General features: G+C 69.0%; 23 protein-coding genes and 1 other RNA gene. 11 read left to right on the top strand and 13 right to left on the bottom strand.

The genetic code is table 11. From position 1 onward, the window contains the following. Positions 1-50: 50 nt before the first annotated feature. The 7 genes from ACI2JO_RS00620 to ACI2JO_RS00650 form a co-directional block, all read right to left on the bottom strand. Entirely contained in the window at positions 51-374 is a 324-nt protein-coding gene (locus tag ACI2JO_RS00620; protein ID WP_404718829.1) for a YbaB/EbfC family nucleoid-associated protein, read from the bottom strand. Next, positions 371-2,008, bottom strand: coding sequence for a DNA polymerase III subunit gamma/tau (locus tag ACI2JO_RS00625; protein WP_404718830.1), 1,638 nt, complete (start codon positions 2,006-2,008; stop codon positions 371-373). Before ACI2JO_RS00625 ends, ACI2JO_RS00620 begins: the two co-directional genes overlap by 4 nt. 337 nt (positions 2,009-2,345) lie before the next feature. Continuing rightward, positions 2,346-2,443: signal recognition particle sRNA small type (gene ffs, locus ACI2JO_RS00630), an RNA gene on the bottom strand. Positions 2,444-2,492: 49 nt separating this feature from the next. Next, positions 2,493-2,822, bottom strand: coding sequence for a hypothetical protein (locus ACI2JO_RS00635; RefSeq protein WP_404718831.1), 330 nt, complete (start codon positions 2,820-2,822; stop codon positions 2,493-2,495). Between the two features lie 70 nt (positions 2,823-2,892). Then, positions 2,893-3,180 (bottom strand): 2Fe-2S iron-sulfur cluster-binding protein, encoded by a 288-nt coding sequence (locus ACI2JO_RS00640; protein ID WP_404718832.1) that lies wholly within the window; start codon positions 3,178-3,180, stop codon positions 2,893-2,895. Beyond that, positions 3,177-4,256 carry a cysteine desulfurase family protein gene (locus ACI2JO_RS00645; protein WP_404718833.1) on the bottom strand — a complete coding sequence of 360 codons (1,080 nt, stop codon included), beginning with the start codon at positions 4,254-4,256 and terminating at the stop codon, positions 3,177-3,179. Before ACI2JO_RS00645 ends, ACI2JO_RS00640 begins: the two co-directional genes overlap by 4 nt. After that, positions 4,253-5,305, bottom strand: coding sequence for a cysteine desulfurase family protein (locus ACI2JO_RS00650; protein ID WP_404718834.1), 1,053 nt, complete (start codon positions 5,303-5,305; stop codon positions 4,253-4,255). The genes ACI2JO_RS00645 and ACI2JO_RS00650 overlap by 4 nt, the downstream gene beginning before the upstream one ends. Positions 5,306-5,389: 84 nt before the next feature. Here ACI2JO_RS00650 and ACI2JO_RS00655 point away from each other — a divergent pair, with 84 nt between their 5' ends. Both ACI2JO_RS00655 and ACI2JO_RS00660 read left to right on the top strand, forming a co-directional pair. Next, on the top strand, positions 5,390-6,046 hold the full coding sequence (locus ACI2JO_RS00655) for an alpha/beta hydrolase (protein WP_028965652.1): 657 nt from the start codon (positions 5,390-5,392) through the stop codon (positions 6,044-6,046). Between the two features lie 132 nt (positions 6,047-6,178). Continuing rightward, positions 6,179-6,424 (top strand): hypothetical protein, encoded by a 246-nt coding sequence (locus ACI2JO_RS00660; RefSeq protein ID WP_404718835.1) that lies wholly within the window; start codon positions 6,179-6,181, stop codon positions 6,422-6,424. 301 nt (positions 6,425-6,725) lie between these two features. On the opposite strand, the gene ACI2JO_RS00665 is transcribed toward ACI2JO_RS00660, so the two are convergent. After that, complete coding sequence (locus tag ACI2JO_RS00665; RefSeq protein ID WP_404718836.1) at positions 6,726-6,905, bottom strand: hypothetical protein; 180 nt, start codon at positions 6,903-6,905, stop codon at positions 6,726-6,728. Further along, positions 6,902-7,873, bottom strand: coding sequence for a threonine/serine dehydratase (locus tag ACI2JO_RS00670; RefSeq protein WP_404718837.1), 972 nt, complete (start codon positions 7,871-7,873; stop codon positions 6,902-6,904). The genes ACI2JO_RS00665 and ACI2JO_RS00670 overlap by 4 nt, the downstream gene beginning before the upstream one ends. A 140-nt stretch (positions 7,874-8,013) precedes the next feature. On the opposite strand from ACI2JO_RS00670, the gene ACI2JO_RS00675 reads away from it, so the two are divergent. From ACI2JO_RS00675 to ACI2JO_RS00685, 3 genes are all read left to right on the top strand, one after another. Beyond that, positions 8,014-9,246 (top strand): type III PLP-dependent enzyme, encoded by a 1,233-nt coding sequence (locus ACI2JO_RS00675; RefSeq protein ID WP_404718838.1) that lies wholly within the window; start codon positions 8,014-8,016, stop codon positions 9,244-9,246. A gap of 109 nt (positions 9,247-9,355) precedes the next feature. Beyond that, entirely contained in the window at positions 9,356-10,414 is a 1,059-nt protein-coding gene (locus ACI2JO_RS00680) for a deoxyhypusine synthase (RefSeq protein ID WP_404718839.1), read from the top strand. Positions 10,415-10,617: 203 nt separating this feature from the next. Beyond that, on the top strand, positions 10,618-11,565 hold the full coding sequence (locus ACI2JO_RS00685; protein ID WP_404718840.1) for an alpha/beta hydrolase: 948 nt from the start codon (positions 10,618-10,620) through the stop codon (positions 11,563-11,565). On the opposite strand, the gene ACI2JO_RS00690 is transcribed toward ACI2JO_RS00685, so the two are convergent. Beyond that, entirely contained in the window at positions 11,531-13,258 is a 1,728-nt protein-coding gene (locus ACI2JO_RS00690; protein WP_404718841.1) for an asparagine synthetase B family protein, read from the bottom strand. The two genes, ACI2JO_RS00685 and ACI2JO_RS00690, sit on opposite strands and share 35 nt — an antisense overlap. 73 nt (positions 13,259-13,331) lie before the next feature. After that, complete coding sequence (locus ACI2JO_RS00695; RefSeq protein WP_404718842.1) at positions 13,332-14,402, bottom strand: LacI family DNA-binding transcriptional regulator; 1,071 nt, start codon at positions 14,400-14,402, stop codon at positions 13,332-13,334. A 243-nt stretch (positions 14,403-14,645) separates the two neighbouring features. Here ACI2JO_RS00695 and ACI2JO_RS00700 point away from each other — a divergent pair, with 243 nt between their 5' ends. From ACI2JO_RS00700 to ACI2JO_RS00710, 3 genes are read left to right on the top strand one after another with little or no spacing between them, the layout of a single operon-like run. After that, the gene (locus ACI2JO_RS00700) at positions 14,646-15,632 is read left to right on the top strand and encodes an alpha/beta hydrolase (RefSeq protein ID WP_404718843.1); all 987 of its coding nucleotides are present in this window, start codon (positions 14,646-14,648) and stop codon (positions 15,630-15,632) included. Positions 15,633-15,658: 26 nt separating this feature from the next. Next, entirely contained in the window at positions 15,659-17,713 is a 2,055-nt protein-coding gene (locus ACI2JO_RS00705) for a TonB-dependent receptor (RefSeq protein ID WP_404718844.1), read from the top strand. A 35-nt stretch (positions 17,714-17,748) separates the two neighbouring features. Further along, positions 17,749-19,191: a flavin-containing monooxygenase gene (locus ACI2JO_RS00710; RefSeq protein WP_404718845.1), complete on the top strand. Its 1,443-nt coding sequence runs from the start codon at positions 17,749-17,751 to the stop codon at positions 19,189-19,191. Positions 19,192-19,193: 2 nt separating this feature from the next. On the opposite strand, the gene glmS is transcribed toward ACI2JO_RS00710, so the two are convergent. After that, complete coding sequence (gene glmS, locus ACI2JO_RS00715) at positions 19,194-21,017, bottom strand: glutamine--fructose-6-phosphate transaminase (isomerizing) (protein ID WP_404718846.1); 1,824 nt, start codon at positions 21,015-21,017, stop codon at positions 19,194-19,196. Position 21,018: 1 nt separating this feature from the next. Continuing rightward, positions 21,019-22,368 (bottom strand): bifunctional UDP-N-acetylglucosamine diphosphorylase/glucosamine-1-phosphate N-acetyltransferase GlmU, encoded by a 1,350-nt coding sequence (gene glmU, locus ACI2JO_RS00720; protein ID WP_404718847.1) that lies wholly within the window; start codon positions 22,366-22,368, stop codon positions 21,019-21,021. Positions 22,369-22,429: 61 nt separating this feature from the next. Between glmU and ACI2JO_RS00725 the strand changes: the two genes are divergently transcribed. Genes ACI2JO_RS00725 through ACI2JO_RS00735 form a run of 3 tightly spaced genes read left to right on the top strand, consistent with a single transcriptional unit; the run spans position 22,430 to position 24,691 of the window. After that, positions 22,430-23,101, top strand: a complete 672-nt coding sequence (locus ACI2JO_RS00725) for an HAD-IA family hydrolase (RefSeq protein WP_404718848.1) — start codon at positions 22,430-22,432, stop codon at positions 23,099-23,101. After that, the gene (locus ACI2JO_RS00730) at positions 23,098-23,445 is read left to right on the top strand and encodes a hypothetical protein (protein ID WP_404718849.1); all 348 of its coding nucleotides are present in this window, start codon (positions 23,098-23,100) and stop codon (positions 23,443-23,445) included. The genes ACI2JO_RS00725 and ACI2JO_RS00730 overlap by 4 nt, the downstream gene beginning before the upstream one ends. 43 nt (positions 23,446-23,488) lie before the next feature. Next, positions 23,489-24,691 (top strand): ATP-binding protein, encoded by a 1,203-nt coding sequence (locus tag ACI2JO_RS00735; RefSeq protein WP_404718850.1) that lies wholly within the window; start codon positions 23,489-23,491, stop codon positions 24,689-24,691. The last annotated feature ends 10 nt before the right edge of the window (positions 24,692-24,701 follow it).

A 24,701-nucleotide genomic window follows, 5' to 3' on the forward strand; every position in this document is an offset into this window, starting at 1 on the left:
CGACCGCCGCAGCAATGTTCCGTTACCGGAAGGATCGGCGATGTGCCGAATCAGAACGGCAGCTTGAACCCCGGCGGCAACGGCAGCCCGCTGGTCATCTTCGACATTTCGGTCGACGATGCCGCATCCGCCTTGGCGCGCGCATCGTTCAGCGCCGCCGCGATCAGGTCTTCCAGCATCTGCTTCTCGGACGGCACGATCAGCGAATCGTCGAGTGCGACCGCGATGATCCGCCCCTTGGCCGAGGCCTTGATCTTCACCAGCCCGCCGCCCGCGACGCCTTCGACCTCGATCGTGTCGAGGCTGTCCTGCGCCTTTTGCAGTTCGTTTTGGACGTTCTGGGCCATCGCCAGAATGTCGTTGAGATCCTTCATGTAATACTCCTCTGCGCAGGTTTCGGATCGATCAGTTCGGCGCCCGGAAACGCATCGAAGGCGGCGGCGACGATCGGGTGCGCGCGCGCCGCGTCATGCCGCGCCTGCACCACGTCCTGCTCGGCCTCGAACATCGTCGGCGCGCCGGGCAAATCGGCCATCGCCAGTTTCCACGGCGTGCCCGTCGCCTCGCGCAGCACCGCCGCCAGCTCGGTCAACGTATCGGTCGACAGCGGCCGCGTCCCGCTGAACACGATTTCGGGCGGGGCATAGCGCACCACGCTCGCGCCGCGCCGCAGCCGCACCAGCAGGTCGAGCTTGCCGCGCTCATCAAGCAACGCCAGCATGCCGGCGAATTCCTTTGGCGCACGGTCCTCCGGCGCCGGCGGCGCGGCCGGCGGCGCCGGCGCGCTCGTCGCCGCCACCGGCACATCCCCCGCCGCCAGCCGCCGCGCCAGCTCGCCCGGATCGGGCAAGGTCGAGGCATGGATCGCGCGCAGGATTGCCATCTCGGCGGTTTCGATCGGCAGCGCCGCGCGCCCCACCTCCTCATGCCCCTTCAGGAACAATTGCCACAGCCGGTGCAGCGCCGGGAACGACAGCTTTCCCGCCCACTCCCGATAGGCCGCACGCTCCTCGGCCGGCTGCGCGGCATCGTCCGGCGCGCCCACCTTCACCTGCGTCACGCCATGCACCGCCTCGAGCAAAGCGCGCATCACGCCGAGCGGATCGACCCCCAGATCATATTGCCGCCGCAGCGCCGCCAGCGCGCCGGGCGCATCCGCCGCGAGCACCAGCGCGAGCAGGTCGCGCACCGCATTGCGGTCCGACAGCCCGAGCATCTCGCGCACCGCCTCGGCACGCACCCCGCCGCCCTCCAGATCGGCATGCGCGATCGCCTGATCGAGGATCGACAGCCCGTCGCGCGCCGACCCTTCCGCGGCGCGTGCGATCAGCGCCAGCGCCTCGGGATCGGCCTGCGCCCCCTCGGCCTCGACCACCCGCCCGAAATGCTCGGCAAGCAATTGCGCCGGGATGCGCCGCAAATCGAACCGCTGGCAGCGCGACAGCACCGTCACCGGCACCTTGTTCACCTCGGTGGTGGCGAACAGGAATTTCACATGCGCCGGCGGTTCCTCCAGCGTCTTGAGCAGCCCGTTGAACGCCGCCTTCGACAGCATATGGACTTCGTCGATGATATAGATCTTGTAGCGTGCCGATACCGCGGCATAGCGCGACGCCTCGATGATCTCGCGGACATCGTCGATGCCGGTGTGGCTGGCGGCATCCATTTCGATCACGTCGATATGCCGCCCCTCGGCGATCGCACGGCACGGCTCGCACATTCCGCACGGATCGATCGTCGGCCCACCCTGCCCGTCCGCGCCGACGCAATTGAGCGCCTTGGCGATCAGCCGCGCGGTCGAGGTCTTGCCGACCCCGCGCACGCCCGTCAGCAGAAAGGCGTGCGCGATCCGGTCGCGCTTGATCGCATTGCCGAGCGTCTGGACCATCGCGTCCTGCCCGATCAGCGCGGCGAACGTCTGCGGCCGATACTTGCGCGCCAGCACGCGATAAGGCTGCGCGCTTGCCACAGGCTGCGGCGGCGTGCCGAGGTCGAGAGAGTCGGACATTGCCCGCGGATATAGGAGCGCGCGTGCGGCTTGTCGAAGGCTTCTCCCTGTCGAAAGCGAGCGTGACGCTCCTCCCTCTCCCCCTCGGGGGAAAGGCAGGGGTGAGGGGCGGCCGTCACCGGAACACCCGCCGCAAAGCGACCGTCGGATTTAACAAGCCGTCGCCCCTGCGCAGGCAGGGGCCCATGTCTGTGCCGTCTAGCGATCCGCTCGCCAGCCAAACAGACGCCGCTGTGTCATAAGAACCGCCGCGGCAAAGCCGCGTCATCGGTCGGAGCTGCGCCCCGCCGGCCGCGCTTGCCAGCGTGGAGCGGCATGGCCGCTCTCTCGCTGTCTACGCGGTGGGAGCCGGAACGACCCGCGGCGAAATCGTTGTGGCTGCTTCCGTCAGGACCTGACCAGGTTGGCGACGACCACGTCCGCCCGACTCCCGCGCGCCATATGGCGGAGCCGGGCGGCTCGATCAAGTCAAAGCGTCACGCCGTTAGCGACGTACGCGGAAACAGCGACGCTCCGGCCCGTAATAACCGTCTACCCAGCGACACACCGTCTGCGTACGCGCACCGCGGTAGCCGTTCCATGCATAACGGTCGCCCCGCCAGCCACGGTCGCCCCGCCAGCCGCGATCACCGCGCCAGCCGCGGTCACCACGCCAGCCGCGCCGATCGTCATACCCGCGACGGTCATCGCGACGGTCGTCCCAGCCGCGACGGTCATCCCAGCCATGCCGCGGTCCCGGCTGTGCCGTCGCCGCGGTCGGAACCAATGTCATCGCCGCCATCAGGCCGGCGAAGCTCAAGGTCATCAGTTTCATACGCTCTACTCCCGAAATCCCCTGCCCTATTTGACAAGATGCTCCGGGAGCACTGCACCGACCCTGAACCCTATGGTAAGCTGACAGAAAGCTTGTCGAATTCCGGCGTCAGCACGATCTGGCACGCCAGCCGGCTGGTCCGCCGCGCGTCGACGACGAGGTCGAGCATGTCCTCCTCCTCCTCGCGCGCCGCCGGCAGCTTCGCAAACCAGTCGGCATCGACGATCACATGACAGGTCGCGCATGCCAGATCGCCGTTGCACGTTCCCTCCAGCGGCAGCCCGTTGCGGCGCGCGACGTCGAGCAACCGCTCGCCCGCGCTCGCCGCCAGCTCTTCGCCGTCGACAAGCACCTTCATGCCGCCACCTTCTGCTTATCCGCCGCTGCCACCAGCCGGTCGAGCGCCGACGCCAGTTCATCCTCGCGCGTATACCGCCCAAAGCCGATACGGATCGTCGATCGCGCCTGCGCATCGTTCAGCCCGATTGCGCGCAGCACGTGGCTGGTCCGTCCCGACCCGCTCGCGCACGCCGACCCGGCCGAGAACGCCACGTCGCGCACATCGCTCATCAACCGCGCGACATCCAGCCCGTCGCGCCGCACGCTCAGGTTCCCCGGCCAGCGTGCCTCGTCCGAACCGTTGAGCGTCCACCCGCTCAGCCGCGCCTGCGCCACCGCGAACAATCGCGCCGCCTCTGCTCCATCCTCCACCATCCGCGCCTTGGCCAATGCCGCCGCCGCTCCAAAGCCCGCGCACAGTGCCGGGCTCAACGTCCCCGACCGCCCAAGCTCCTGATCGCCGCCATGCAACAGCGGGGCGAGCGTCACGCCATCCCGCACCCACAAGGCGCCAATTCCCTTCGGCCCGTAGATCTTGTGTGCGGAGATCGCGACCATGTCGCACCCATCCGGTACCGCGACGCGCCCGAACCCCTGTACCGCATCGCACAGCAACAACGCGCCGAGCGGCCTCACCGCCGCCGCGATCTCCGCGATTGGCTGGACCGTCCCGATCTCGTTATTGACCAGCATCACCGCGACCAGCCGCGCGCCCGTCTCGCGCACCGCCGCCGCGGCGGCGTCGGGTGCGACCCGCCCGTCGCGATCGACCGGCAGCACCATCTTCGCGCGCCCGCTCGCCGCGACGGTATCGAGCACCGCGGCATGTTCGGTCGCCTGCGTCACGATCGCGCCCCCGACTCCCTTGATCGCCCAGTTGAGCGCCTCGGTCGCCCCGCTCGTGAACACCACCCGTCCGCCGGCCGGCAGCAGTGCCGCGACCTGCGCGCGCGCCACCTCCACCGCCGCCTTCGCGGCACGCCCGGCACGATGCGGCGAGTGCGGGTTGGCGTGCTGGTCGCGCAGCCACGGCAGCATCGCGTCGAGCGCCTCGGGAGCCAAAGGCGTCGTCGCCTGATAATCGAGATAGGTCACGCCGCGAACCGCCCGGTCGCCCGCGCCACCCCGCGCCACGCCGCGATGAAGCGCTCGACGTCGGCATCCGTCGTCGTCCGCCCGAAGCTCACCCGCACCACCTCGCGCGACGCCTCCTCGCTCCACCCCATCGCGCGCAGCACATGGCTTGGCTTGAGGCTCCCGCTCGCGCAGGCGCTCCCCGCCGACACCGCGATCCCGGCCAAGTCGAAGCGGATCAGCTGCGCCGCCGACGCGACCCCCGGCATCCTGTACGCCCCGATCGCCGGATGCCGCGCGGTGTCCTCCGCCACGACGATCCCGCCCGAACGCCGGATCGCATCATCGAGCCGCGCCCGTCGCTCGCCATGACCCGGCTCCCCCTCGGCCAGCGCCGCGTCATGTCCCAGCACGCCGGGCAGATTCTCGGTTCCCGGCCGATAGCCGCGCTCCTGCCCGCCGCTCGGATGCAAGGTCGCGACGTCACGCACCAGCAGCGCCCCCGTCCCCGGCGGCCCGCCGCGCTTGTGCGCCGACACCGCCACGAAGTCCGCCAACGCCGCCAGCGCATCCGACGCGGGCATCTGCGCGGCATCGACCAGCAACAGCCCGCCCCCGTCATGCACCGCCGCCGCGATCTCCGCGATCGGCTGCAACACGCCGGTCTCGCTGTTGCACCATTGCACCGCCACCAGCGCGCCCGCCACGTCGCCCAGCGCCCCCGCATCGACCCGCCCCAAAGCGTCGACCGGCAGCACCTCCGCGCGCCCGCCCGCGCGCAGCACCGCGTCATGCTCCACCGCCGACACGATCCGCCGCGCCACGGTGCAACGCCCGAGCGCGATCGCCAGCGACTCGCTCGCCCCGCTCGTCAGCAACACCTCGCCCGTCCATCCATAAGCCGCGCCGATCCGCCCCCGCGCCGCCTCCAGCGCCGCGCGCGCCGCGCGTCCGGCGGCGTGCGGCGAGGACGGGTTGGCCCATATCGCCATCCCGTCCCGCACCGCCTGCACGGCCGCAGGGGTCATCGGAGTCGTCGCGGCGTGGTCGAGGTACAGCGGCTCGGTCAAGACACATTCCATTTTCGGCGTTCGGGCCTATATAGCGCGCTTCCCGCCGGCCCCAACGGCTGCCTGCCAAAGCACAAGGTCATCATGCCAGAAGTCATCTTTCCCGGACCCGAAGGCCGCATCGAGGGGCGCTTCGCCCCCGCCCCGCGCCCGCGCGCTCCCGTCGCGATGATCCTCCACCCGCACCCGAACGCGGGCGGCACGATGAACAACAAGATCGTGCAGGAGCTGTACAAGACCTTCCAGCGCCGCGGCTTCGCGACGCTGCGCTTCAACTTCCGCGGCGTCGGCAAGAGCCAGGGCACGTTCGACAACGGCATCGGCGAGCTGTCCGACGCCGCCTCCGCGCTCGACTGGGTGCAGAGCTTCCATCAGGAGGCGCAGACCACCTGGGTTGCGGGCTTCGGCTTCGGCGCGTGGATCGCGATGCAGCTGCTGATGCGCCGCCCGGAGATTCGCGGCTTCATCTCGATTGCGCCGCCCGCGAACCTGTTCGACTTCTCGTTCCTTGCGCCATGCCCGTCGTCGGGGATCATCATCCAGGGCGCCGAGGACGAGGTCGCCACCCCGCTTGCCTCGCAGAAGCTGGTCGACAAGCTGCGCACGCAGAAGCACATCACGATCCACCACGACGTGATCCCGCGCGCCAACCATTTCTTCGAGCACGAGATGGACGACCTGATGAAATCGGTCGACAATTACCTCGACATGCGGCTGGACCCGAACTCGCCGATCAAGTGAGCCGCGCGGAAGCGCAGGCGACCGCCTGCGCCCGCGTTCCGCGGCGCACCGGCCGGCGGCGCGCCGCGCCGACCGACGACGCGGGCTTTGCCCGCGTCCGCCCCCGCGGTATAAAGTCAGCGGAGGTATATGATGCCGTCACACCCGCAAAAGCCATGGTTCGCCCCGAAGCGCTACGGTTACGGCGCGGGCATGCCGGTCGCATGGCAGGGCTGGACATTATTGGCGCTCTTCTTCGCGATCCTGACGCTCGCGAACATTTTCCTCGACGATGGCGCACGAACCGCCACGATCCTTACCGCCGCGGTGTTGCTGGCGGTCGTCGCCGCCTTCAAGACCGACGGCGGCTGGCGTTGGCGGTGGGGCGAGCGCGAATGACGCCGCGGCGCTGAAAGCAAAGCCGGTACGCCACCTTCTCCGTCGCCCCGGACCTGATCCGGGGCCCCACTTCTTGTCGACGCCGAGAAGAAGAAGCGGGCGCTCGGGTCATGCTCGACGGGCACAGGTGGATCGCTCCCCCTCCACGCAGCCGGCCTGTCCTACACGCTCCGACAAGGCGTATCTGCGGGCCGTCATGCCTGCCCCGCGCCCTCACCCCCGCGATTGCCTCAACCTTCGCAAGCGCTCCGCCCGCGCCACCCCCGCCAGCGTCTCAACATTCGCAACATTCGCGCGGGTGTCACACCGTCCAGATCAACACATTCCCCACCAGTACCGCCGCCATCACCAGCATCAGCACACCCTTCAGCCGCTGCCGCCGCTTGACGAGCAGATACCCTCCGCCGATCGCGCACGCGAACGCCGCCAACATTGCCACCGCCGGTGCGACCGCCGCAATCCCCGTCAGCGTTCCGTTCATGCCACCTCCCCCGCCAGCACGCGCGCATAATTCTCCATGTCGACGTTCCCGCCCGACAGGATCACCAGCATCCCCGGCTCGACCGCGACCCGCCCCGCCAGCACCGCGGCGAGCGCCACCGCCCCGCCCGGCTCCACCACCAGCCGCAACTGCGTCGCCACCCACCGCTGCGCGACGCGCACCTCCGCCTCGCTCACCGCCACCCCGGTCGCATCGCGCCGCGACAATACGTCGAAGGTAAGCGGCGAAACCCGCATCGTCTGCAATGCGTCGCAGGCGGTCGGCGGCGGCGCGTCGCCGACCGGCTCGATCCAGCTTGCCTCCAGACTGCGGCGCATGTCGTCCCAGCCCTCCGGCTCCACCACCGTCACCCGCGCCTCGGGCAGCGCCAGCGCGAGTCCCGCCGCCAGCCCGCCGCCGCCGCACGGGCTCACGATATGCCGCGGCGCGCCGAGACCCGCCGCCACCATCTGCGCCGCCGCCTCGACCCCGGCGCTGCCCTGCCCCTCGATCACCCATGGATCGTCGAAGCTCGGTACCAGCGTCGCGCCGCGCGCCTCGGCCAGCCGCGCCGCGATCGTTTCGCGCGACTCGGTGGCGCGGTCATACGGCACCACCTCCGCGCCGAGGGCGAGCGTCGACTCACGCTTCGCGGCGGGCGCGTCTCTCGGCATCACCACCGTGGCCGGGATGCCCAGCCGCCTTGCCGCCCAGGCGATTCCCTGCGCGTGGTTGCCCGACGAGAAGGCCACGACCCCGCGCGGTCGCGATTCCTCGCTCAGCGCGGTCAGCCGATGCCATGCGCCACGCACCTTGAAGGCGCCGACCGGTTGCAGACACTCAGCTTTAAAGGTTACGTCGATCCCATTGATTTCACGATTGAATATCGGGGAAGGTGGCAGCACTGCGGCAACCTTGGCGGCAGCATCGCGAACCCCTGCGCGGGTCGGTTGTCGCGTAATCGTCACAAATACACCTTTCGTCGCAATGGACACTTTACATTAGGGTCCTGCGATCATATTTCGCGCCTCCGCTGCCCCATGGGACTTCCAACCGCAAGGCAGCTTTTTGTCACCGTATGCCGCAAGGCAATTGGAGGTCCCTTGAGTTGCACCAGCATCATCGCGCGCTGGGGTTAGCGCCCCTCTCGACCGTTCCCGCCGATTCCGTCGCCGGGGCCATCGACATCGCTATTCGTCAGCCGGTTCAGCCGGTGACGATCGTTCGTCCGCACGCCGCGGCACGGGCCGCCCGCTTCTTTACGGAGAAGTTTCCGGGCCGGACCATGTATGCGGTCAAGGCGAACCCGAGCCCGGAGCTGCTACGCACGCTCTATGACAATGGTGTGACGACCTACGACGTCGCCTCGATCGCCGAGGTCCGTCTGGTCGCCCGCACCTTGCCGGACGCGACCCTGTGCTTCATGCACCCGGTCAAGGCCGAGGAAGCGATTGCCGAGGCGTATTTCACGCACGGTGTCCGCACCTTTTCGCTCGACAGCATGGAAGAGCTGGCGAAAATCGTGCGTGCCACCCGCAGCGCGGCAGACCTCACGCTCTGCGTGCGGCTGCGCGTCTCGTCGGAGCATTCGAAGCTCAGCCTCGGCGCCAAGTTCGGCGTCGCACCGGACGAGTCGAAGGAGTTGCTGATCGCGACCCGCCAGGTCGCCGATGCGCTCGGCATCTGCTTCCACGTCGGCTCGCAGGCGATGACTCCGGATGCCTATGCGCAGGCGATGGAGCGCGTGCGTCAGGCGATCGTCGGCGCGGCGGTCACGGTCGACGTGATCGACGTGGGCGGCGGTTTCCCCTCGGTCTACCCGGGCATGACTCCCCCGCCGCTGGAGCGGTATTTCGAGACGATCCACCGCGCGTTCGAGAGCCTGCCGATCAGCTATTCGGCCGAACTCTGGGCGGAGCCGGGACGCGCGCTCAGCGCCGAGTACAGCTCGGTCGTGGTGCGCGTCGAGCGTCGCCGCGGCGAGGAACTGTATATCAACGACGGCGCTTATGGCGCACTGTTCGACGCGGCGCACATCGGCTGGCGCTATCCGGTCGCGCTGCTGCGCGAGCCGGAGTCGACGGTCCGCGATCATGCGTTCAGCCTGTGGGGTCCGACCTGCGACGACATGGACTATATGCCCGGTCCGTTCCCGCTGCCCGCGGACGTGACGGTCGGCGACTATGTCGAGATCGGGATGCTCGGCGCCTATGGCGCCGCGATGCGCACCGCGTTCAACGGCTTCACCTCGGACGAGACGGTGGTCGCCACCGACGAGCCGATGGAGTCGCTCTACATCGAACTGCCGCGACAGGTTACCGGCAACGTCGTGAAGCTGTAACCTTACGACTTCAGTGATCCGGTGGCGGCGTGCGGATGTTCCGCACGCCGTCATCGTTCGGGTCTTCGCGTCCCCATTGAACGACGTGTATTTCCCTGTGGGAGCCCCCATGACCGACACCAAGATCAACGACCACCGCAAGGCGGAACTGCTGTCGAAGCAGGTCAAGCACATCGACATCAAGAGCTTCGACGCACGCCCGATCGTCGACGCGATGAGCGACATGAGCTTCACCAGCCGCGACCTCGGCCGCGCGACGAAGATCTACAACCAGATGCTGGGCGACAAGGATTGCACCGTCGTCCTCGTCATCGCCGGATCGACCTCGGCCGGCGGCTGCATGGACCTCTATGCCGAGCTGGTGCGCAACAACATGGTCGACGTGATCGTCGCCACCGGCGCGACGATCGTCGACATGGATTTCTTCGAGGGCCTGGGTCACAAGCATTATCAGGCGCTCGAGGTGCCCGATGACGACACGCTGCGCTCGCTCTACATCGACCGCATCTACGATACGTACATCGACGAGGAGCAGCTTCAGGACTGCGACCACACGATCTACGAGATCTGCAATACGATCGAGCCGAAGGCTTATTCGTCGCGCGCCTTCATCCGCGAGATGGGCAAGTATCTCGTCGAGCACGGCAAGAAGGAGAACAGCCTCGTCAAGCTCGCCTATGAGCATGATGTGCCGATCTTCTGCCCGGCGTTCGTCGACAGCTCGGCGGGCTTCGGCCTCGTCAAGCACCAGGTCGACCGTGCCAAGGAAGGCAAGCCGTATCTGATGATCGACGCGGTCGCGGACTTCCGCGAGCTGACCGACATTAAGATCAAGGCGGGCACCACCGGTCTGCTGATGATCGGCGGCGGCGTGCCGAAGAACTTTATCCAGGACACCGTCGTCTGCGCCGAAATCCTCGGCCACGAGGATGTCGAGGTGCACAAGTACGCGGTGCAGATCACCGTCGCCGACGTCCGCGACGGCGCGTGCTCGTCCTCGACGCTGCAGGAAGCGGCGAGCTGGGGCAAGGTCAACACCGGCATCGAGCAGATGGTGTTTGCCGAGGCCGGCTCGGTGATGCCGCTGCTGGCTTCCGACGCTTACCACCGCGGTTTGTGGAAGGACCGCCCGACCCGCAAGTGGGCGACGCTGTTCGACACCAAGTGATGTGATGCAGGGGAGGAAGCAGCCGTTTCCTCCCCCTCATCCTTCCCGCAAAGTCGGACATCCGGAACCTCCGACGCCCGTGGCTTTGACGAAGACCTGTCCTCACTCGTCGCCCCGGACGTGTTCCGGCCCGTTGGCGGGCACGGTTGCCCCCGCTCCCCCATCCCTGCCATAACGCCTTCCGAAACAACGGAGGGACATGGATGCCAATCGACCGGCGCGCAGTGATCGGCGGAGCGGCGGGCCTTGCCACCCTCGCGATGACATCGCCAGCCACCGCGCAGGAAGCGACCGTTTGGCCCCCGCGCGAGCATTTCCCGCTCTGGCCCAAACGACCGCCCAACAGCCCGCGCCACCTTCCGACACCCAATAACGAGATGAGCGGCCAGCCCCCGCGCCGCGAACTCCATCTCAGCGGCGTCGCCGCGCCTGTTGTCGGCGTCTACCGCCCGGCGAAACCCGATGGCCGGGCGTTGCTGTCGCTCCCCGGCGGCGGCTACCGCTACCTGTCGGTCGAGAACGAAGGCATCAACGTCGCGCGCACCTTCAACCCGCTCGGCGTGACGGTCTTCGTCCTCGCCTATCGCCTCCCCGGCGAGGGCTGGCTGGAGCCGCAGGACGTACCGCTGCAGGATGCGCAGCGTGCGATGCGGCTGATCCGCGCGCGCGCGGCCGATTTCGCGATCGACCCGGCAAAGCTCGGCGTGGTCGGCTTTTCGGCCGGCGGCCTGCTCGCCGCCAGCATCGCCACCGCCTTTGCCGATCCCGTCTACGCGCCGCTCGACGCCGCCGACGAGCTACCCGCGCGCCCTGCTTATGCCGGCCTCGTCTATCCGATCATCACCGGCGACAGGATGCGCGTCGGCGCGCTCGGTGCGGCGCGGTTCGACACCGACCGGCGCGTCAATCGCGACACCCCGCCGATCTTCATCACCCACGCGCTTGACGATCCGATCGTCCCCGCCGCGCAGCCGATGGCGATGCTCGCCGCCTGTCAGGCAGCGCGCGTGGCGGTCGAGGCACATTTCTTTCAGGAAGGCGGTCACGGCTTCGGCCCCGCCTATCTCCCGCCCGAGCTTCCCGGCTCGCATTGGCCGCAACTGTTCGACCTGTTCATCAAGCGGACGCTGGCGAGCCAAACAACCGGGTAAGGCTTCGCTCGAGCACCAGCACCCGCCACAACAGCGCAGCGTGCCCGTCATCGCCACCGCGGTGCCGCTCGATAGACGCGGCGATGTGCGCGGTGTCGAACCAGCCCAGCTCGGCCAGGAACCGCGACCGCTCCAGTTGCGCCACCTCCGCGCGCAGCGGCCCGCGCAGCCATTGCGAGACCGGCGGCGGCGGCGCGGTAACGGGCATCGCCGGCAAGTGCCGCGCCATCGCGCCGACCAGCGGCGATGTCCGCGCTCCCCGCACCCCGGCCGGCAACGACAGCACGAACGTCACCAGCTTCGGATCGGCGAACGGCGTCCGCCATTCCGCGCCCGCCGCCATTCCGACGCGATCCGCGATCGTCAGCACCTGTCCGGGCAGGCGCGTCGCTAGATCGGTGCGCAGCGCGGCATCCAGCGGATCACCCCCACCCCACGCCGCCGCGAACCGCTGCGGCACCTGCTGCCCGCCCGCCGCGCTCCACACCGCACCCGGATTCGCAGCGCCGACCGCCAGCGCATAGTCCACGGCCGCCTCACCCAGCCCCGGCAGCGTCCAACGCCAGCGCCGCCAGCGCTCGCGCCGAGCGAAACGCCGCCAGCGGGCGCCCTCCATCATTACGGATGCGCCCGCCCCCGACATCACCACCGGCCCACTTCCGCGCGCCGCGGCCATCGCCGTCAGCGCCGCCGGGTCGCCGCATGGTTCGTCGAAGGCGGCGACCAGATCGGTGAGCAACGCCGGCAGGTCATCGAGCGCGGCGCGACGGTGCGCGGTGGCGAACCGCGCCGACACCCCGGTGTCGTCCCCGACGCCGACGGTCGAGACCGCCCTCGCGCTCGCCTCCGCCGCCAGCGCGACCACCGCCGCATCGCCGAGACCGCCAAGCAGCAGCGCCACCGGCCGTTCCCCGCTTGCCCCCCGTGCCGTCGCGGCGCGCAGTTCGCCCAGCAACGCCTCGCCCGGTGCGTCCCCACCGCCGGGCAAGCCCCACCAGCGCCGCGCCCCACGCAACGGTCGCGCCCGCTCGACCAGCAGGAAATGCCCCGCCGCCAGCTTCTCGACCCCGGCGATCACGCAGGCATCGTCGGGCACATAGCTCAGCGTCAGGTAATCCCCGACCGCCGCCGCGTCGGGCGCGCGCCGCAGCAGCGGGTGCGCGAGCAGCCCCTTCAGCTCGGAGGCAAAGATCAGTGCACCATCGGGCAGCATCGTCAGATGCAGCGGCTTGGCCCCCAACCGGTCGCGCGCGAGAAACAGCGTCTGCGTCGCCGCATCGTGCACCGCGATCGCGAAGGCGCCGTCCAGCCGATCGAGCACCGCCGGCCCCCACGCCGCAAAGCCATGCAGCACCACCTCCGCATCGCCCTCGCCGACGAAGCGATGCCCCAGCGCGCGCAGCTCCGCGCGTAGCGCCGCGTGGTTCAGGATCGTGCCGTCAAGCATCGCGGCATAGCGCAGGTCCGGGGTCGCGACCGGCTGCGTCGCCGCCGCCCCGCCGACGATCGCCAGCCGTCGATGCGCGAAGCCGACCCCCGGCGCGGTCCATTCGCCCGCGCCGTCCGGCCCGCGATGCGCCATTGCCGCCGCCATTGAGCGGACGCGCGCCGGATCGACCGGCTTTGGGGTCGAGGGGTGAAACAGCCCGGCGATCGCGCCCATCTCAGCCGCGCCCCGCTGCCACGCCGTCACTCACCGTCGAACCTCCACGCCCACTCACCGACCGCCCGATCACCGCCGCGCGCGCTATCACGCGCCGCGCGGTTCAGCGACCCCGTTCGGCAGTCAGAGGACCCGGCGGTGCGTCGGATCCCCGCCGCACCAGCGTATAGTCCAGCGTCACCTGCTTCGCGTTGCCACGCCCGGTCTCGCGACGATCGGCCAGCATCCCGGCCAGCAGCTCGATGGCGGCGCGGCTCATGTCCGCGATCGGCTGGCGGATCGTGGTCAGCTCGGGCCAGATCGTCGTCGCCAGCGCACTGTCGTCGAACCCGCACACCGTCAGGTCGCGCGGCACGTCCAGCCCGCGGCGATGCGCCACCGCTACCGATGCCGCCGCCATATCGTCGTTGCTTGCAAAGATCGCGGTCGGCGGCTCGGGCATGTCGAGCAAGTGCTCGGCCGCCGTCAGTCCGGAGCGGTAATCGAACAGTCCCTGCGCGATCAGCCTCTCGTCCGGCGCCTGCCCCGCCGCGATCAGCGCCGCGCGATATCCGGCCAGCCGCTCGGCGCTGGCATGGATATTGTCGTTGCCGCGGATGAAACCGATCCGGCGGTGCCCCAGTGCGAGCAGATGCGCGGTCATCGCCTCCGCCGCGCCGCGGTCGTCGATCGCGACCGCCCCGACCTGCGGCGGCGGCGCGCTGGTCGCCACCGCGACCGTCGGGATGCCCGCCGCCAGCAGCACGTCGAGCACCACGGGCGAATCGCATAATGGTGGCGGCAGGATCACGCCGTCGATCCCGCCCTCGATCAACCGCGCCGCGACATCGCCCTCATGATCGTCCAGCTCGCATTTCTGCACGATCAGCTGGATATCGGACCGTCCCGCCTGATCGAGGCTGCCGAGCAGGAACGCGCTCAGATACGATTCGCTGGGGTTGCTGAACAACAGGCCGATCCGCAGCTGCGCCGCTCCCGCCAGCCGCCGCGCCGCCGGGTTGGGCGAATAATCGAGCTGCCGGATCGCCGCATTGACGGTCTCGCGCGTCTCGGCGCGAACATTGCCCTCGGCATTGATGACGCGCGACACCGTCATCTGCGACACGCCGGCCAGCTGTGCCACATCGGCGATCGTCGGCACGCCCGAGCGTCGCTTGCGTCTCTCCCCCGTCATTCGCCCTGCTTAGCACCAACCTTGCCGCAGGTAAGTCATTCCCGCACATTTTGATGATAGCGGTCACAGATGACCTGATCCGGGGCCCCGCTCCTTCCCCCGCCACGTGAGGAAGCGAATTTCGCGATCAAGGCTTTCCTGAGCTTGTCGAAGCGTCCGGGATGACGTCTTCCACCATCACAACCTTGTTGCCACCACGCACAAACCCTAAGCGAAGCGCGATAATCCTCGGAGAGAGATAGCATGGCCGCGACGATCGACGCCCCCACCCGCCGCACGTTGCTCGCCGCCTTCGCCGCCGCCCCGCTCGCACCCGCGATCGTCGCCGCGCAGCCGGGCGACGAGACGCTTCCGCTCTGGCCCGGCTCGCCCCCCGGCGCTCCCGCCACCCTGCCGACCCGCAAGGTCGAGCAACGCTCGAAGACTTCCGGCTTCAACGATCGCTGGCTGACCGGCATCGCGATGCCGACGCTCACCGTCCGCCGCCCGGCACAGCCGAACGGCGCGGCGGTGATGCTGATCCCCGGCGGTGGCTACGGCTTTCTCGCCTTCGACAATGAGGGCGAGGAACAGGCGCGCTGGCTGAACGCGCGCGGAGTCACGTGCTTCATCCTCACCTACCGCCTGCCCGGCGAGGGCTGGCGCGACCGTGCGCTGGTGCCGCTGCAGGACGCCCAACGCGGGTTGCGGCTGATCCGCGCCAACGCCGCCCGCTTCGGCGTCGACGCGAAGCGCGTTGCGGTCATCGGCTTTTCGGCGGGCGGGCACCTCGCCGGCAGCCTCGCCACCCGCCATGCCGAGCGTACCTACGCGCCGGTCGACGCCAACGACCGGCTGTCGGCGCGCCCCGATCTCGCCGGGCTGATCTACCCGGTCGTGTCGCTCTCAGAACCGTTCACCCACGTCGGCTCGCGCGACAATCTCCTCGGCACGCCCTCGGACGAAGCCACGCGCCGCGCCGCCTCGGTCGAACGCCATGTCGATGCGCAGACCGCGCCGATCTTCCTCGCGCACGCCAGCGACGACGGGCTGGTGCCGATCGCCAACAGCCTCGCGCTCTATCAGGCGCTTCTCGCGGCGCAGCGCCCGTCCGAACTGCACGCCTTCGACAAGGGCGGCCACGGCTTCGGCGTCCGCCTCCCCGCCGGCACGCCCGCCGCGGCATGGCCGACGCTCTTCTCCGCCTTCGCCGCGCGGCTCGACATTTTCCCCACGGCAGCAGCGACCTGACCGGCGCTGCCGCCCGGAGACGTTACATGAAGCATCTGTCCATCGCCCTGCTGCTCGCCGGCACGCTCACTGCCCCGGCCGCCGCGCAGGAGGGCGAGGAGGTGGTCGTGCGCGGCCGCGGGCTCGCCCCGCGCCCCGGCGACAAGGCCGCCTCGGTCGTGACGCTCGACGCCGCACGAATTCGTGAGAATGCGAGCAACCGGCTCGAAAGCGTCCTCGCCGACGTCGCCGGGCTCCAGCAATTCCGCCGTGCCGACTCGCGCTCGGCGAACCCGACCAGCCAGGGCATCTCGCTGCGCGGGATCGGCGGCAACGCCTCCAGCCGTGCGCTGCTGATCCTCGACGGCGTGCCGCAGACCGATCCGTTCGGCGGCTGGGTGCCGTTCCCTGCCTATGCGACCGACCGGATCGGCGCGATCCGCGTCACGCGCGGCGGCGGCAGCGGCTATTTCGGTCCCGGCGCGCTGGCGGGAACGGTCGAGATCGACAGCAGCGGCCCGCGCGACCAGCCGGCGCTCGCCGCCGACCTCGCCTACGGGAGTCGCGATTCATTGGACGCCACCGGCTCGGCACTGCTCGAACGCGGCGCAGGCTTCGCGACGCTCTCCGCCGCCTATGCGCGCGGCGATGGCTTCATCCCCACGGTCGCGGGACAACGCGGCCCCGCCGACCGCCCCGCCCCCTACGAGCAATTCTCCGCCGCCGTACGCACCGTCGTCACCGTCGCGCCCTCCACCGAGTTGCAGGCGAACGTCTCCGGCTTCACCGACACGCGCGAGCGCGGCACCGCCTTCACCGCCAACCGCAGCGAGGGTGCGGACGCCAGCCTGCGCCTCGTCGGGCGCGGCGCACTCGGCTGGTCGGCGCTCGCCTATCTCCAGACCCGCGCCTTCGCCTCGCAATTCGCAAGCGTCGACGCCGCGCGTCAGACCGCGACGCAGACGCTCGACCAGTACAACACCCCCGCGACCGGCCTCGGCGGCCGGATCGAACTCGCACCGCGAATTGGCACCGGCCGCGACCTGCGCTTCGGCGCCGACATCCGCCGTGTCGAAGGGCGGACGCAGGAACACTACACCTATGTCGCCGCGCTTCCGACCCGCCGCCGCGTCGCAGGCGGCGCGGCGCTCACCTGGGGCCTGTTCGGCGACGGCACGCTCACCGCCGGCGCGCTGACGCTGACACTCGGCGGACGCGTCGATCGCTGGCAGCTCACCGACGGCAGCCTGCGCGAGGTCGCGCTCGCCACGGGCGCGGCGCTCACCACCAGCGACTTCGCCGACCGCAGCGGCACCGAATGGATCGGACGCGCCGGGGCGGCGTGGACGATCGCGCCGCCACTGACGCTGCGCACCTCCGCCTACCGTGGCTGGCGACTCCCAACGCTCAACGAACTCTATCGGCCGTTCCGCGTCGGCACCGACGCGGTCGCCGCCAACGCCTTGCTCTCGCCCGAGCGGCTGACCGGCGTCGACGGCGGCGTGACGCTCGTCCCGGTCGGCGGCGTCAGCCTGACCGGCACGCTGTTCTGGAACCGCCTCACCGACGCGATCAGCAACGTCACCGCCGGGCGCGGCCCCGGCACCTTTCCCGGCGTCGGCTTCGTCGCGGCCGGCGGCACCTACCGCGTCCGGCAGAACCTCGACGCGATCGAGTCGACCGGCGTCGAGCTGGACGCGCGCTGGGATCACGGCCCGTGGTTCGCCAGCGCCTCGTGGAGCCATGTGAACCCGCACGTCCGCGCCTCCGGCAGCGCCGCCCCGCTCGACGACCTGCGCCCCGCGCAGACTCCGCGCGATCTGGTCTCGACCGCATTCGGCTGGCGCCAGCAGGACGCAGCGTTCTCCGCAACGCTCCGCCACAGCGCTGCGCAGTTCGAGGACGATCAGAACAGCCGCACCCTCGCCGCGGCAACGACGCTCGACGGCTATGCCGCGCTCCCGCTCACCCGCCGCATCTCGATCGAGGCACGCGCCGAAAATGTCTTTGACGCGCGCGTCGAGGCGGGGATCAGTGGCACCGGCGTCGTCGAGCGCGCCACCCCGCGCACATTGTGGATCGGCGTCCGCCTCCGCTCGTGATGACAAGCCCCGGTCCGCGCCCGTAAGGGGGCGGCATGAACGAGCATCTCGACGTGCTGATCGTCGGCGCCGGCCTGTCGGGGATCGGCGCGGCCTATCGGATCGGCCAAAACCGTCCCGACCGGCGCTGGGCGATCTTCGAGGCCCGTGACGCGATCGGCGGCACCTGGGACCTGTTCCGCTATCCCGGCATCCGCTCGGACTCGGACATGACGACGCTCGGCTTCCCCTTCCATCCGTGGCGCGGCGAGAAGACGATCGCGGATGGTGCCGACATCCTCGCCTACCTCCACGATACCGCCCGCACCTTCGGCATCGACCGCCACGTCCGCTTCCGCCATCGCGTCGTCGCCGCCGATTGGTCGAGCGCCGAAGCGCGCTGGACCGTCAGCTACGAGGTCGACGGCGTTTCCGCGCGATTGACGTGCCGTTTCCTGTTTTTGTGCGCCGGCTATTACGATTATGCGCGCGGTCATGCGCCCGAATGGCCGGGCATGGGGGTATTTTCGGGCCGCATCGTGCACCCGCAGGCATGGCCGGACGACCTTTCCGTCACCGGGCGGCGCGTGGTGGTGATCGGTTCCGGCGCCACCGCCGTCACCCTCGTCCCGGCGCTGGTCGCGCAAGGCGCGGCGCACGTCACGATGCTCCAGCGTTCCCCGACGTTTATCGTCGCCATGCCCGCCCGCGACCGCCTCGCCGCCGCACTTCACCGCTTCCTCCCGGCGCGGCTCGCCGACACGCTAACCCGCTGGAAAAGTATCGCTTACGGCGTCGGCAGCTACACGCTCGCGCGCCGCCGCCCCGAATGGGTGAAGCGCCAGATCGCCAGGCAACAACGCGCCGCGCTCGGCGACGGCTATGACCTCGCCAAGCATCTGACGCCGAACTACAATCCATGGGATCAGCGGCTATGCCTCGTCCCCGACAGCGACCTGTTCACTGTCCTCCGCGACCGCCGCGCGACAATCGTCACCGACACCATCGATCGCTTCACTTCGGACGGTATTCGGCTGACATCAGGCGATATTATTCCCGCCGACGTGATCGGCACCGCCACCGGCCTCCGCCTCAAGCTGATGGGCGGCACCGCCCTCTCGGTCGACGGCCGCCTGATCGAACCGCACCGCCACCTCGTCTACAAGGGCGCGATGCTCAGCGACGTGCCGAACATGGCCTTTTCAACGGGTTATACGAACGCCTCCTGGACGCTGCGCAGCGACCTCAGCGCCCGCTTCGTCGCCCGCCTGCTCGACCACATGAACGCAACCCGCGCCACCGTCGCCACTCCCGTCCCTGAAGCCGCGGAGCAAGCCACCACTCCCCTCCTCGACCTCAATTCCGGCTACATTCAACGTGTTGCCGAATGGCTCCCTCGCCAGGGCAAGCGCGTGCCGTGGCGCGTGCAGCAAAATTATATCCGCGATGCACTGACGATGCGCCGCCGCCTCGACGACGGCGTGCTGCATTTTCGCTAAGTTTATTCGACCGTTACGCTCTTGGCGAGATTGCGCGGCTGGTCGACATCGGTCCCCTTCGCGACCGCAACGTGATACGCGAGCAATTGCACCGGCACCGCATAGACAATCGGCGCGATCAGCGGGTGGACCTTCGGCATCGTGATCGTCGCGACGCAGCCGTCACCCGCCGCCTCGACCCCGTCATAGTCGCTGATGAGCAAAACTTTTCCGCCGCGCGCCTGAACTTCCTGCATGTTGCTCACGGTCTTGTCGAACAATGGCCCGGAAGGCGCGATTACAACGACAGGAACATTCTCGTCGATCAACGCGATTGGCCCGTGCTTCATCTCACCCGCCGCATAACCTTCGGCATGGATGTAGCTGATTTCCTTCAACTTTAGTGCACCCTCGAGCGCCAGCGGGTAATCGGTCCCGCGCCCCAGATACAGCACATCGCGCGCCCCCGCGATCACCCCGGCAATCGCCTCGATCGACTCGTCATAGGCCAGCGCACCGTTGATCGCGGCAGGTGCCTCGGCGAGCTGCCTGACGATGCTACGTTCCTCGCTCTCGCTCAGCCGCCCCTTCGCTTTCGCAAGGTTCGCCGCCAGCGCCGCCAGTACGGCAAGCTGGCAAGAGAAGGCCTTGGTCGAAGCCACGCCGATCTCCGGCCCGGCATGGGTGGGCAGCAGCAGGTCCGCCTCGCGCGCCATCGTGCTGGTCGGCACGTTGACGACGACGGCGATCGTTTGCTTCTCCGCACGCGCGTGGCGGAGTGCTGCCAATGTATCAGCAGTCTCGCCTGACTGACTGATAAATAAAGCTAATCCACCCTCTTCCATCACTGGCGCGCGGTAACGGAACTCGCTCGCGACATCCAGGTCAACCGGCACGCGCGCGAACTGCTCGAACCAGTATTTGGCGACCATCCCGGCGTAGAAGCTCGTCCCGCATGCCACGATCGTGACGCGCTTGATGCCCGACAGGTCGAAGTCGGGGATCGGCAGCACGATCTTGCCCTCGAACCGCTGAAGATAGCTGCGCAGCGTCTGCGCGACCACGATCGGCTGTTCGTAAATCTCCTTCTGCATGAAGTGGCGATGATTGCCCTTGTCGATCAACGCCCCGGTGACGCCCGAGATCGTCACCGGCCGCTCGACCGGCTGGTTGTCGCGATCGTACACCTGCGTGTCGTCGCGCGCGCAGACCACCCAGTCGCCCTCTTCCAGATAGGCGATCCGCTGCGTCAGCGGCGCCAGCGCCAGCGCGTCCGAGCCAAGATATGTCTCATCATCGCCATAGCCGACCACCAGCGGCGACCCCAGCCGCGCGCCGATCAGCAGTTCCGGGTGGCTGCGGAACAGAATCGCCAGCGCAAACGCACCGTGCAGCCGCGGCAGCACCTCGCGCACCGCCTCGGTCGGCGACTTGCCGCCCTCGACCTGCTCGCTGATCAGGTGCGCGACGACCTCGGTGTCGGTCTCGCTGGTGAAGACGCGCCCGCGCGCCTGCAACTCTTCACGCAGAGTCTTAAAGTTCTCGATGATCCCGTTGTGAACGACCGCAACTTCGTCCGTCGCGTGCGGGTGCGCGTTGTTGGTGGTCGGCCCGCCGTGGGTCGCCCAGCGGGTGTGCGCGATCCCGGTGGTGCCGGGCAAAGGATGCGCGGCGAGCTCCTTGCCGAGGTTGACCAGCTTGCCCGACGCGCGCCGCCGCTCGATCGCGCCATCGACGATCGTCGCGATCCCGGCGGAGTCATAACCGCGATATTCCAGCCGCTTCAGCCCGTCGAGCAGGCGATCGGCCACATCGTCGTGGCCGAGGATTCCGACGATACCGCACATCTTACTTCTCGCCCTTCTTCTTGGCCGTCATCGCATCGCGAAAGCGCTTCGCCCAACCACCGCGCTCTTCCTGCCGGCCGCGCGCCAAGGCAAGTGAATCTGCCGTAACATCGCGGACAACAACGGAACCTGCCCCGACGATCGCCCCCGCCCCGACCGTCACCGGCGCGACCAGCGCGCTGTTCGATCCCACGAACGCGCCCTCGCCGATCACGGTGCGATACTTGAAAAAGCCGTCGTAATTGCAGGTGATCGTCCCCGCGCCGATGTTCGCGCGCGCGCCAACCTCCGCATCGCCGATGTACGACAGGTGGTTGACCTTCGCACCGACCCCAACGGTCGCCTTCTTGATCTCGACGAAATTGCCGACCTTGGCCGCCTCGGCCAGCACCGCCCCAGGCCGGAGCCGCGCATAAGGGCCGACATCCGCGCGCCCCCCGATCGTCGCCCCCTCCAGATGGCTGAACGCGCGGATCGTGGCGCCATCGGCGACCGACACGCCGGGGCCGAACACCACGTTCGGCTCGATCGTCACGTCGCGCCCCAGCACCGTATCATGCGCGAACCACACGGTTTCCGGTGCAATCAGCGTCGCGCCGTCCGCCATCGCCTGCGCGCGCCGCGTCTGCTGCCACATCGCCTCGACCGCCGCGAGTTCACCGCGGCTGTTGACGCCGGTCACCTCGTCGGCGCTCGCCTCGACCACCACCGCCGCCCCCGACAGCTCGACCACGTCGGTGAGATAATATTCGCCCGCCGCATTGTCGTTGCCGAGCCGCGCGAGCAGGTCGAACAGCAACTCGCCGCGTGCCGCCATCAGCCCGGAGTTGCACAAGGTCACTGCGCGCTCGGCGGCGTCGGCATCCTTGAACTCGACGATCTTTTCCAGGCGGTCGCCGCCTTCGGCGACGATCAGCCGCCCGTAAGCGCCTGCATCCGCAGGACGAAACCCCAGCACCACGACGGCGGGCGCATCGTCGGCGTCGAGCCGGTCGAGCATCGCCCGCATCGTCTCCGCGCGCACCAGCGGCACGTCGCCGTAGAGGATCAGCACGTCGCCCGCGAACCCCGCCAGCGCTTCGCGCGCCTGCATCACCGCATGACCGGTACCGAGCTGTTCACCCTGCACCGCGATCTTCGCCCCGAGCGGCGTCACCGCCGCCTCGACCTGCTCGCGCCCGGCCCCCGTCACCACCACCGTCCGCTCGGGCAACACCGTCGCGGCAGTGGCGAGCAGGTGCAACAGCATCGGTCGTCCCGCGATCGGGTGCAGTACCTTGTGCAGGTCGGATTTCATGCGGGTGCCCTTGCCCGCGGCGAGGACGACGACGGCGATGTTACGGCTCGACATGGCCCCGCCCTGCCACCCTTTGCTTGCCAATTCCAGTATCGCACGGCAACCCGCGCAATCCATGGCTAACTTCCCCTTTCGCATCGTCGGGTTCGATCTCGACGGTACCCTGCTCGATACGTCCGGCGATCTCGCCGCGGCGCTCAACCATGCGCTCGCCAGCGCCGGCCGCCCGACGCTCTCGGTCGAGCAGGTCAAGCCGATGATCGGCGGCGGCGCGCGCCATATGCTCGCGCAGGGCATGGCGGCGACCGGCGGCTGCACCGATGCGGAACTCGACGTGCTGCAGCGCCGCTTGCTCGACCATTACGAAGCAAACATCGCCGTTCTCACCCGCCCCTTTCCGCACGCGCTCGATGCGCTCGACGAGCTTGCCGCACGAGGCGTGACGGTGGCGATCGTCACCAACAAACTCGAGGCGCTCGCCCGTCAGATCCTGGCCGAACTCGACCTCGCCGATCGCTTCGCGACGATCATCGGCGGGGACACGATGGGGCCGGGCAACGGCAAGCCCTCGCGGCTGCCGATCGACGCAATGGTGGAACGCTGTGGCGGCGGACGCGCGGCGTTCGTCGGCGATTCGATCTACGACATCACGGCCGCGCACGCTGCCGGGTTGCCTGCGATCGCCTGTTCGTTCGGCTTCCTGATGCAACCGGTCGAGGAACTCGGAGCCGAGCTGGTGATCGACAGCTTCGCCGACCTGGTCCCCGCGCTGGAGCGACTGGCATGACCGAAGTGCGCGTTCCCTGGTTTTTCGCGCTGATCGTCGCGACGTGCTTCGCGGTGGGCATGGCGCTGATGCCGCATCCGGTGCAGATCGTCGAGGTCGGGGATAAATGGCAGCATATGGCGGCGTTCGGCACGCTGACCCTGCTGTCGGTGCTCTCCTTCCCCCACGGATCGTTGTTGCGGATTGGCGAACGTTTGTCGTTCCTCGGGGCGATGATCGAGGTGTTGCAGTCGATCCCCGCGCTGCACCGCGACTGCGATATCATGGACTGGGTGGCGGACACGACGATCATCATCGGCGTGCTCGTGGTGGTGCGGATCGGACGCGGCGCACGGCGACGCTGAAACGCTCTGCCTTTCGTAACACGGCTGCGCTATCCCGACAGGCGTGATCGACGAAATTCCCTTGCGTGCCTGGCTGGCGGTGGCGATTGCCGTCGCTACCGCGGCGGTGGTCCTGCTGCTCTCGCATGACGGTCAGGCGGCGCTTGCCGCGCTTGCCGGGGGCGCGGCACTCGTCGTCATCATCGCCACCATCCCCGAAGAGCAGACCGCCGGGGAAGATGAAACACCCACCACCCCGCACGATCTGCCCGCGACCGCGATCGTCGAAGCGGTGGCGGAACCGGTGCTGGTGCTGCGCGGCGGCAGGGTCGCGCTGGCCAATGTCGCGGCGAGGACGCTGCTGGGCGCACATATCGTCGGCGAGGACGCGCGGGTCGCGATCCGCCACCCCGGCGCCGCCGCGCATCTGGCCGAGGGTGCGACCCAGCCGGTCGACCTCGTCGGGATCGGCACGCTCGATCAACGGTGGGAGATGCGCGCCGCGCCGATCGGCGAGGATGCGCGGCTGGTGCAGCTGGTCGATCGCACCGGGCAGCACGCCGCCGAAAAGATGCGCGTCGATTTCGTCGCCAACGCCAGCCACGAACTGCGCACACCGCTCGCCTCGATCCTCGGCTATGTCGAGACGCTGGCCGACGAGGCTGGCGACGATCCGGGCTTGCGCAAGCGCTTCCTCGCGATCGTCTTCGACGAGGCGCGGCGCATGGAGCGGCTGGTCGAGGATCTGATGAGCCTGTCGCGGATCGAGGCCGAGAAGTTCCGCGAACTGCGCGCGGCGGTCGACCTCGCCGACCTCACCCAAGAGGCGTGCGACGCGCTTATCACGACGCATGGCGATCGTGGCGAGGACATCCATCTCGATATCGCCGACGACCTGCCGCCCGTCACCGGCGATCCGATCCAGTTATCACAGCTGATCCACAATCTGATCGGCAACGCGATGAAATACGGCCGCGCCGGCACCCCCGTCGAGGTAACACTCTGGACGCAGGCGCAGAATGTCTGTTTGCGCGTCGCGGATCACGGCGACGGGATCCCGCCCGAGCATCTGCCGCGCCTGACCGAGCGCTTCTACCGCGTCGATCCAGGCCGCAGCCGCTCGATCGGGGGCACCGGTCTTGGCCTTGCGATCGTGAAGCACATCGTCGAACGCCATCGCGGGCGGCTCGACATCGCCAGCACCGTCGGCGTCGGCACGCGCGTGACGGTAACCCTTCCGGCGCCAGCGCCGAAGCCGCTGTCATGAAGGCGTAACC

This window comes from Sphingomonas sp. NPDC079357, assembly GCF_044901155.1.
Taxonomy (GTDB): domain Bacteria; phylum Pseudomonadota; class Alphaproteobacteria; order Sphingomonadales; family Sphingomonadaceae; genus Sphingomonas.

What these genes read in the sequence shown, in the direction of transcription:
- ACI2JO_RS00625 (WP_404718830.1), bottom strand. Translation starts at nt 2,008, where the DNA reads ATGTCCGACTCTCTCGACCTCGGCACGCCGCCGCAGCCTGTGGCAAGC.
- ACI2JO_RS00635 (WP_404718831.1), bottom strand. Translation starts at nt 2,822, where the DNA reads ATGAAACTGATGACCTTGAGCTTCGCCGGCCTGATGGCGGCGATGACA.
- ACI2JO_RS00665 (WP_404718836.1), bottom strand. Translation starts at nt 6,905, where the DNA reads ATGAACGGAACGCTGACGGGGATTGCGGCGGTCGCACCGGCGGTGGCA.
- ACI2JO_RS00705 (WP_404718844.1), top strand. Translation starts at nt 15,659, where the DNA reads ATGAAGCATCTGTCCATCGCCCTGCTGCTCGCCGGCACGCTCACTGCC.
- ACI2JO_RS00640 (WP_404718832.1), bottom strand. Translation starts at nt 3,180, where the DNA reads ATGAAGGTGCTTGTCGACGGCGAAGAGCTGGCGGCGAGCGCGGGCGAG.
- ACI2JO_RS00710 (WP_404718845.1), top strand. Translation starts at nt 17,749, where the DNA reads ATGAACGAGCATCTCGACGTGCTGATCGTCGGCGCCGGCCTGTCGGGG.
- glmS (WP_404718846.1), bottom strand. Translation starts at nt 21,017, where the DNA reads ATGTGCGGTATCGTCGGAATCCTCGGCCACGACGATGTGGCCGATCGC.
- ACI2JO_RS00680 (WP_404718839.1), top strand. Translation starts at nt 9,356, where the DNA reads ATGACCGACACCAAGATCAACGACCACCGCAAGGCGGAACTGCTGTCG.
- ACI2JO_RS00695 (WP_404718842.1), bottom strand. Translation starts at nt 14,402, where the DNA reads ATGACGGGGGAGAGACGCAAGCGACGCTCGGGCGTGCCGACGATCGCC.
- glmU (WP_404718847.1), bottom strand. Translation starts at nt 22,368, where the DNA reads ATGTCGAGCCGTAACATCGCCGTCGTCGTCCTCGCCGCGGGCAAGGGC.
- ACI2JO_RS00725 (WP_404718848.1), top strand. Translation starts at nt 22,430, where the DNA reads ATGGCTAACTTCCCCTTTCGCATCGTCGGGTTCGATCTCGACGGTACC.
- ACI2JO_RS00730 (WP_404718849.1), top strand. Translation starts at nt 23,098, where the DNA reads ATGACCGAAGTGCGCGTTCCCTGGTTTTTCGCGCTGATCGTCGCGACG.
- ACI2JO_RS00700 (WP_404718843.1), top strand. Translation starts at nt 14,646, where the DNA reads ATGGCCGCGACGATCGACGCCCCCACCCGCCGCACGTTGCTCGCCGCC.
- ACI2JO_RS00655 (WP_028965652.1), top strand. Translation starts at nt 5,390, where the DNA reads ATGCCAGAAGTCATCTTTCCCGGACCCGAAGGCCGCATCGAGGGGCGC.
- ACI2JO_RS00660 (WP_404718835.1), top strand. Translation starts at nt 6,179, where the DNA reads ATGCCGTCACACCCGCAAAAGCCATGGTTCGCCCCGAAGCGCTACGGT.
- ACI2JO_RS00685 (WP_404718840.1), top strand. Translation starts at nt 10,618, where the DNA reads ATGCCAATCGACCGGCGCGCAGTGATCGGCGGAGCGGCGGGCCTTGCC.
- ACI2JO_RS00620 (WP_404718829.1), bottom strand. Translation starts at nt 374, where the DNA reads ATGAAGGATCTCAACGACATTCTGGCGATGGCCCAGAACGTCCAAAAC.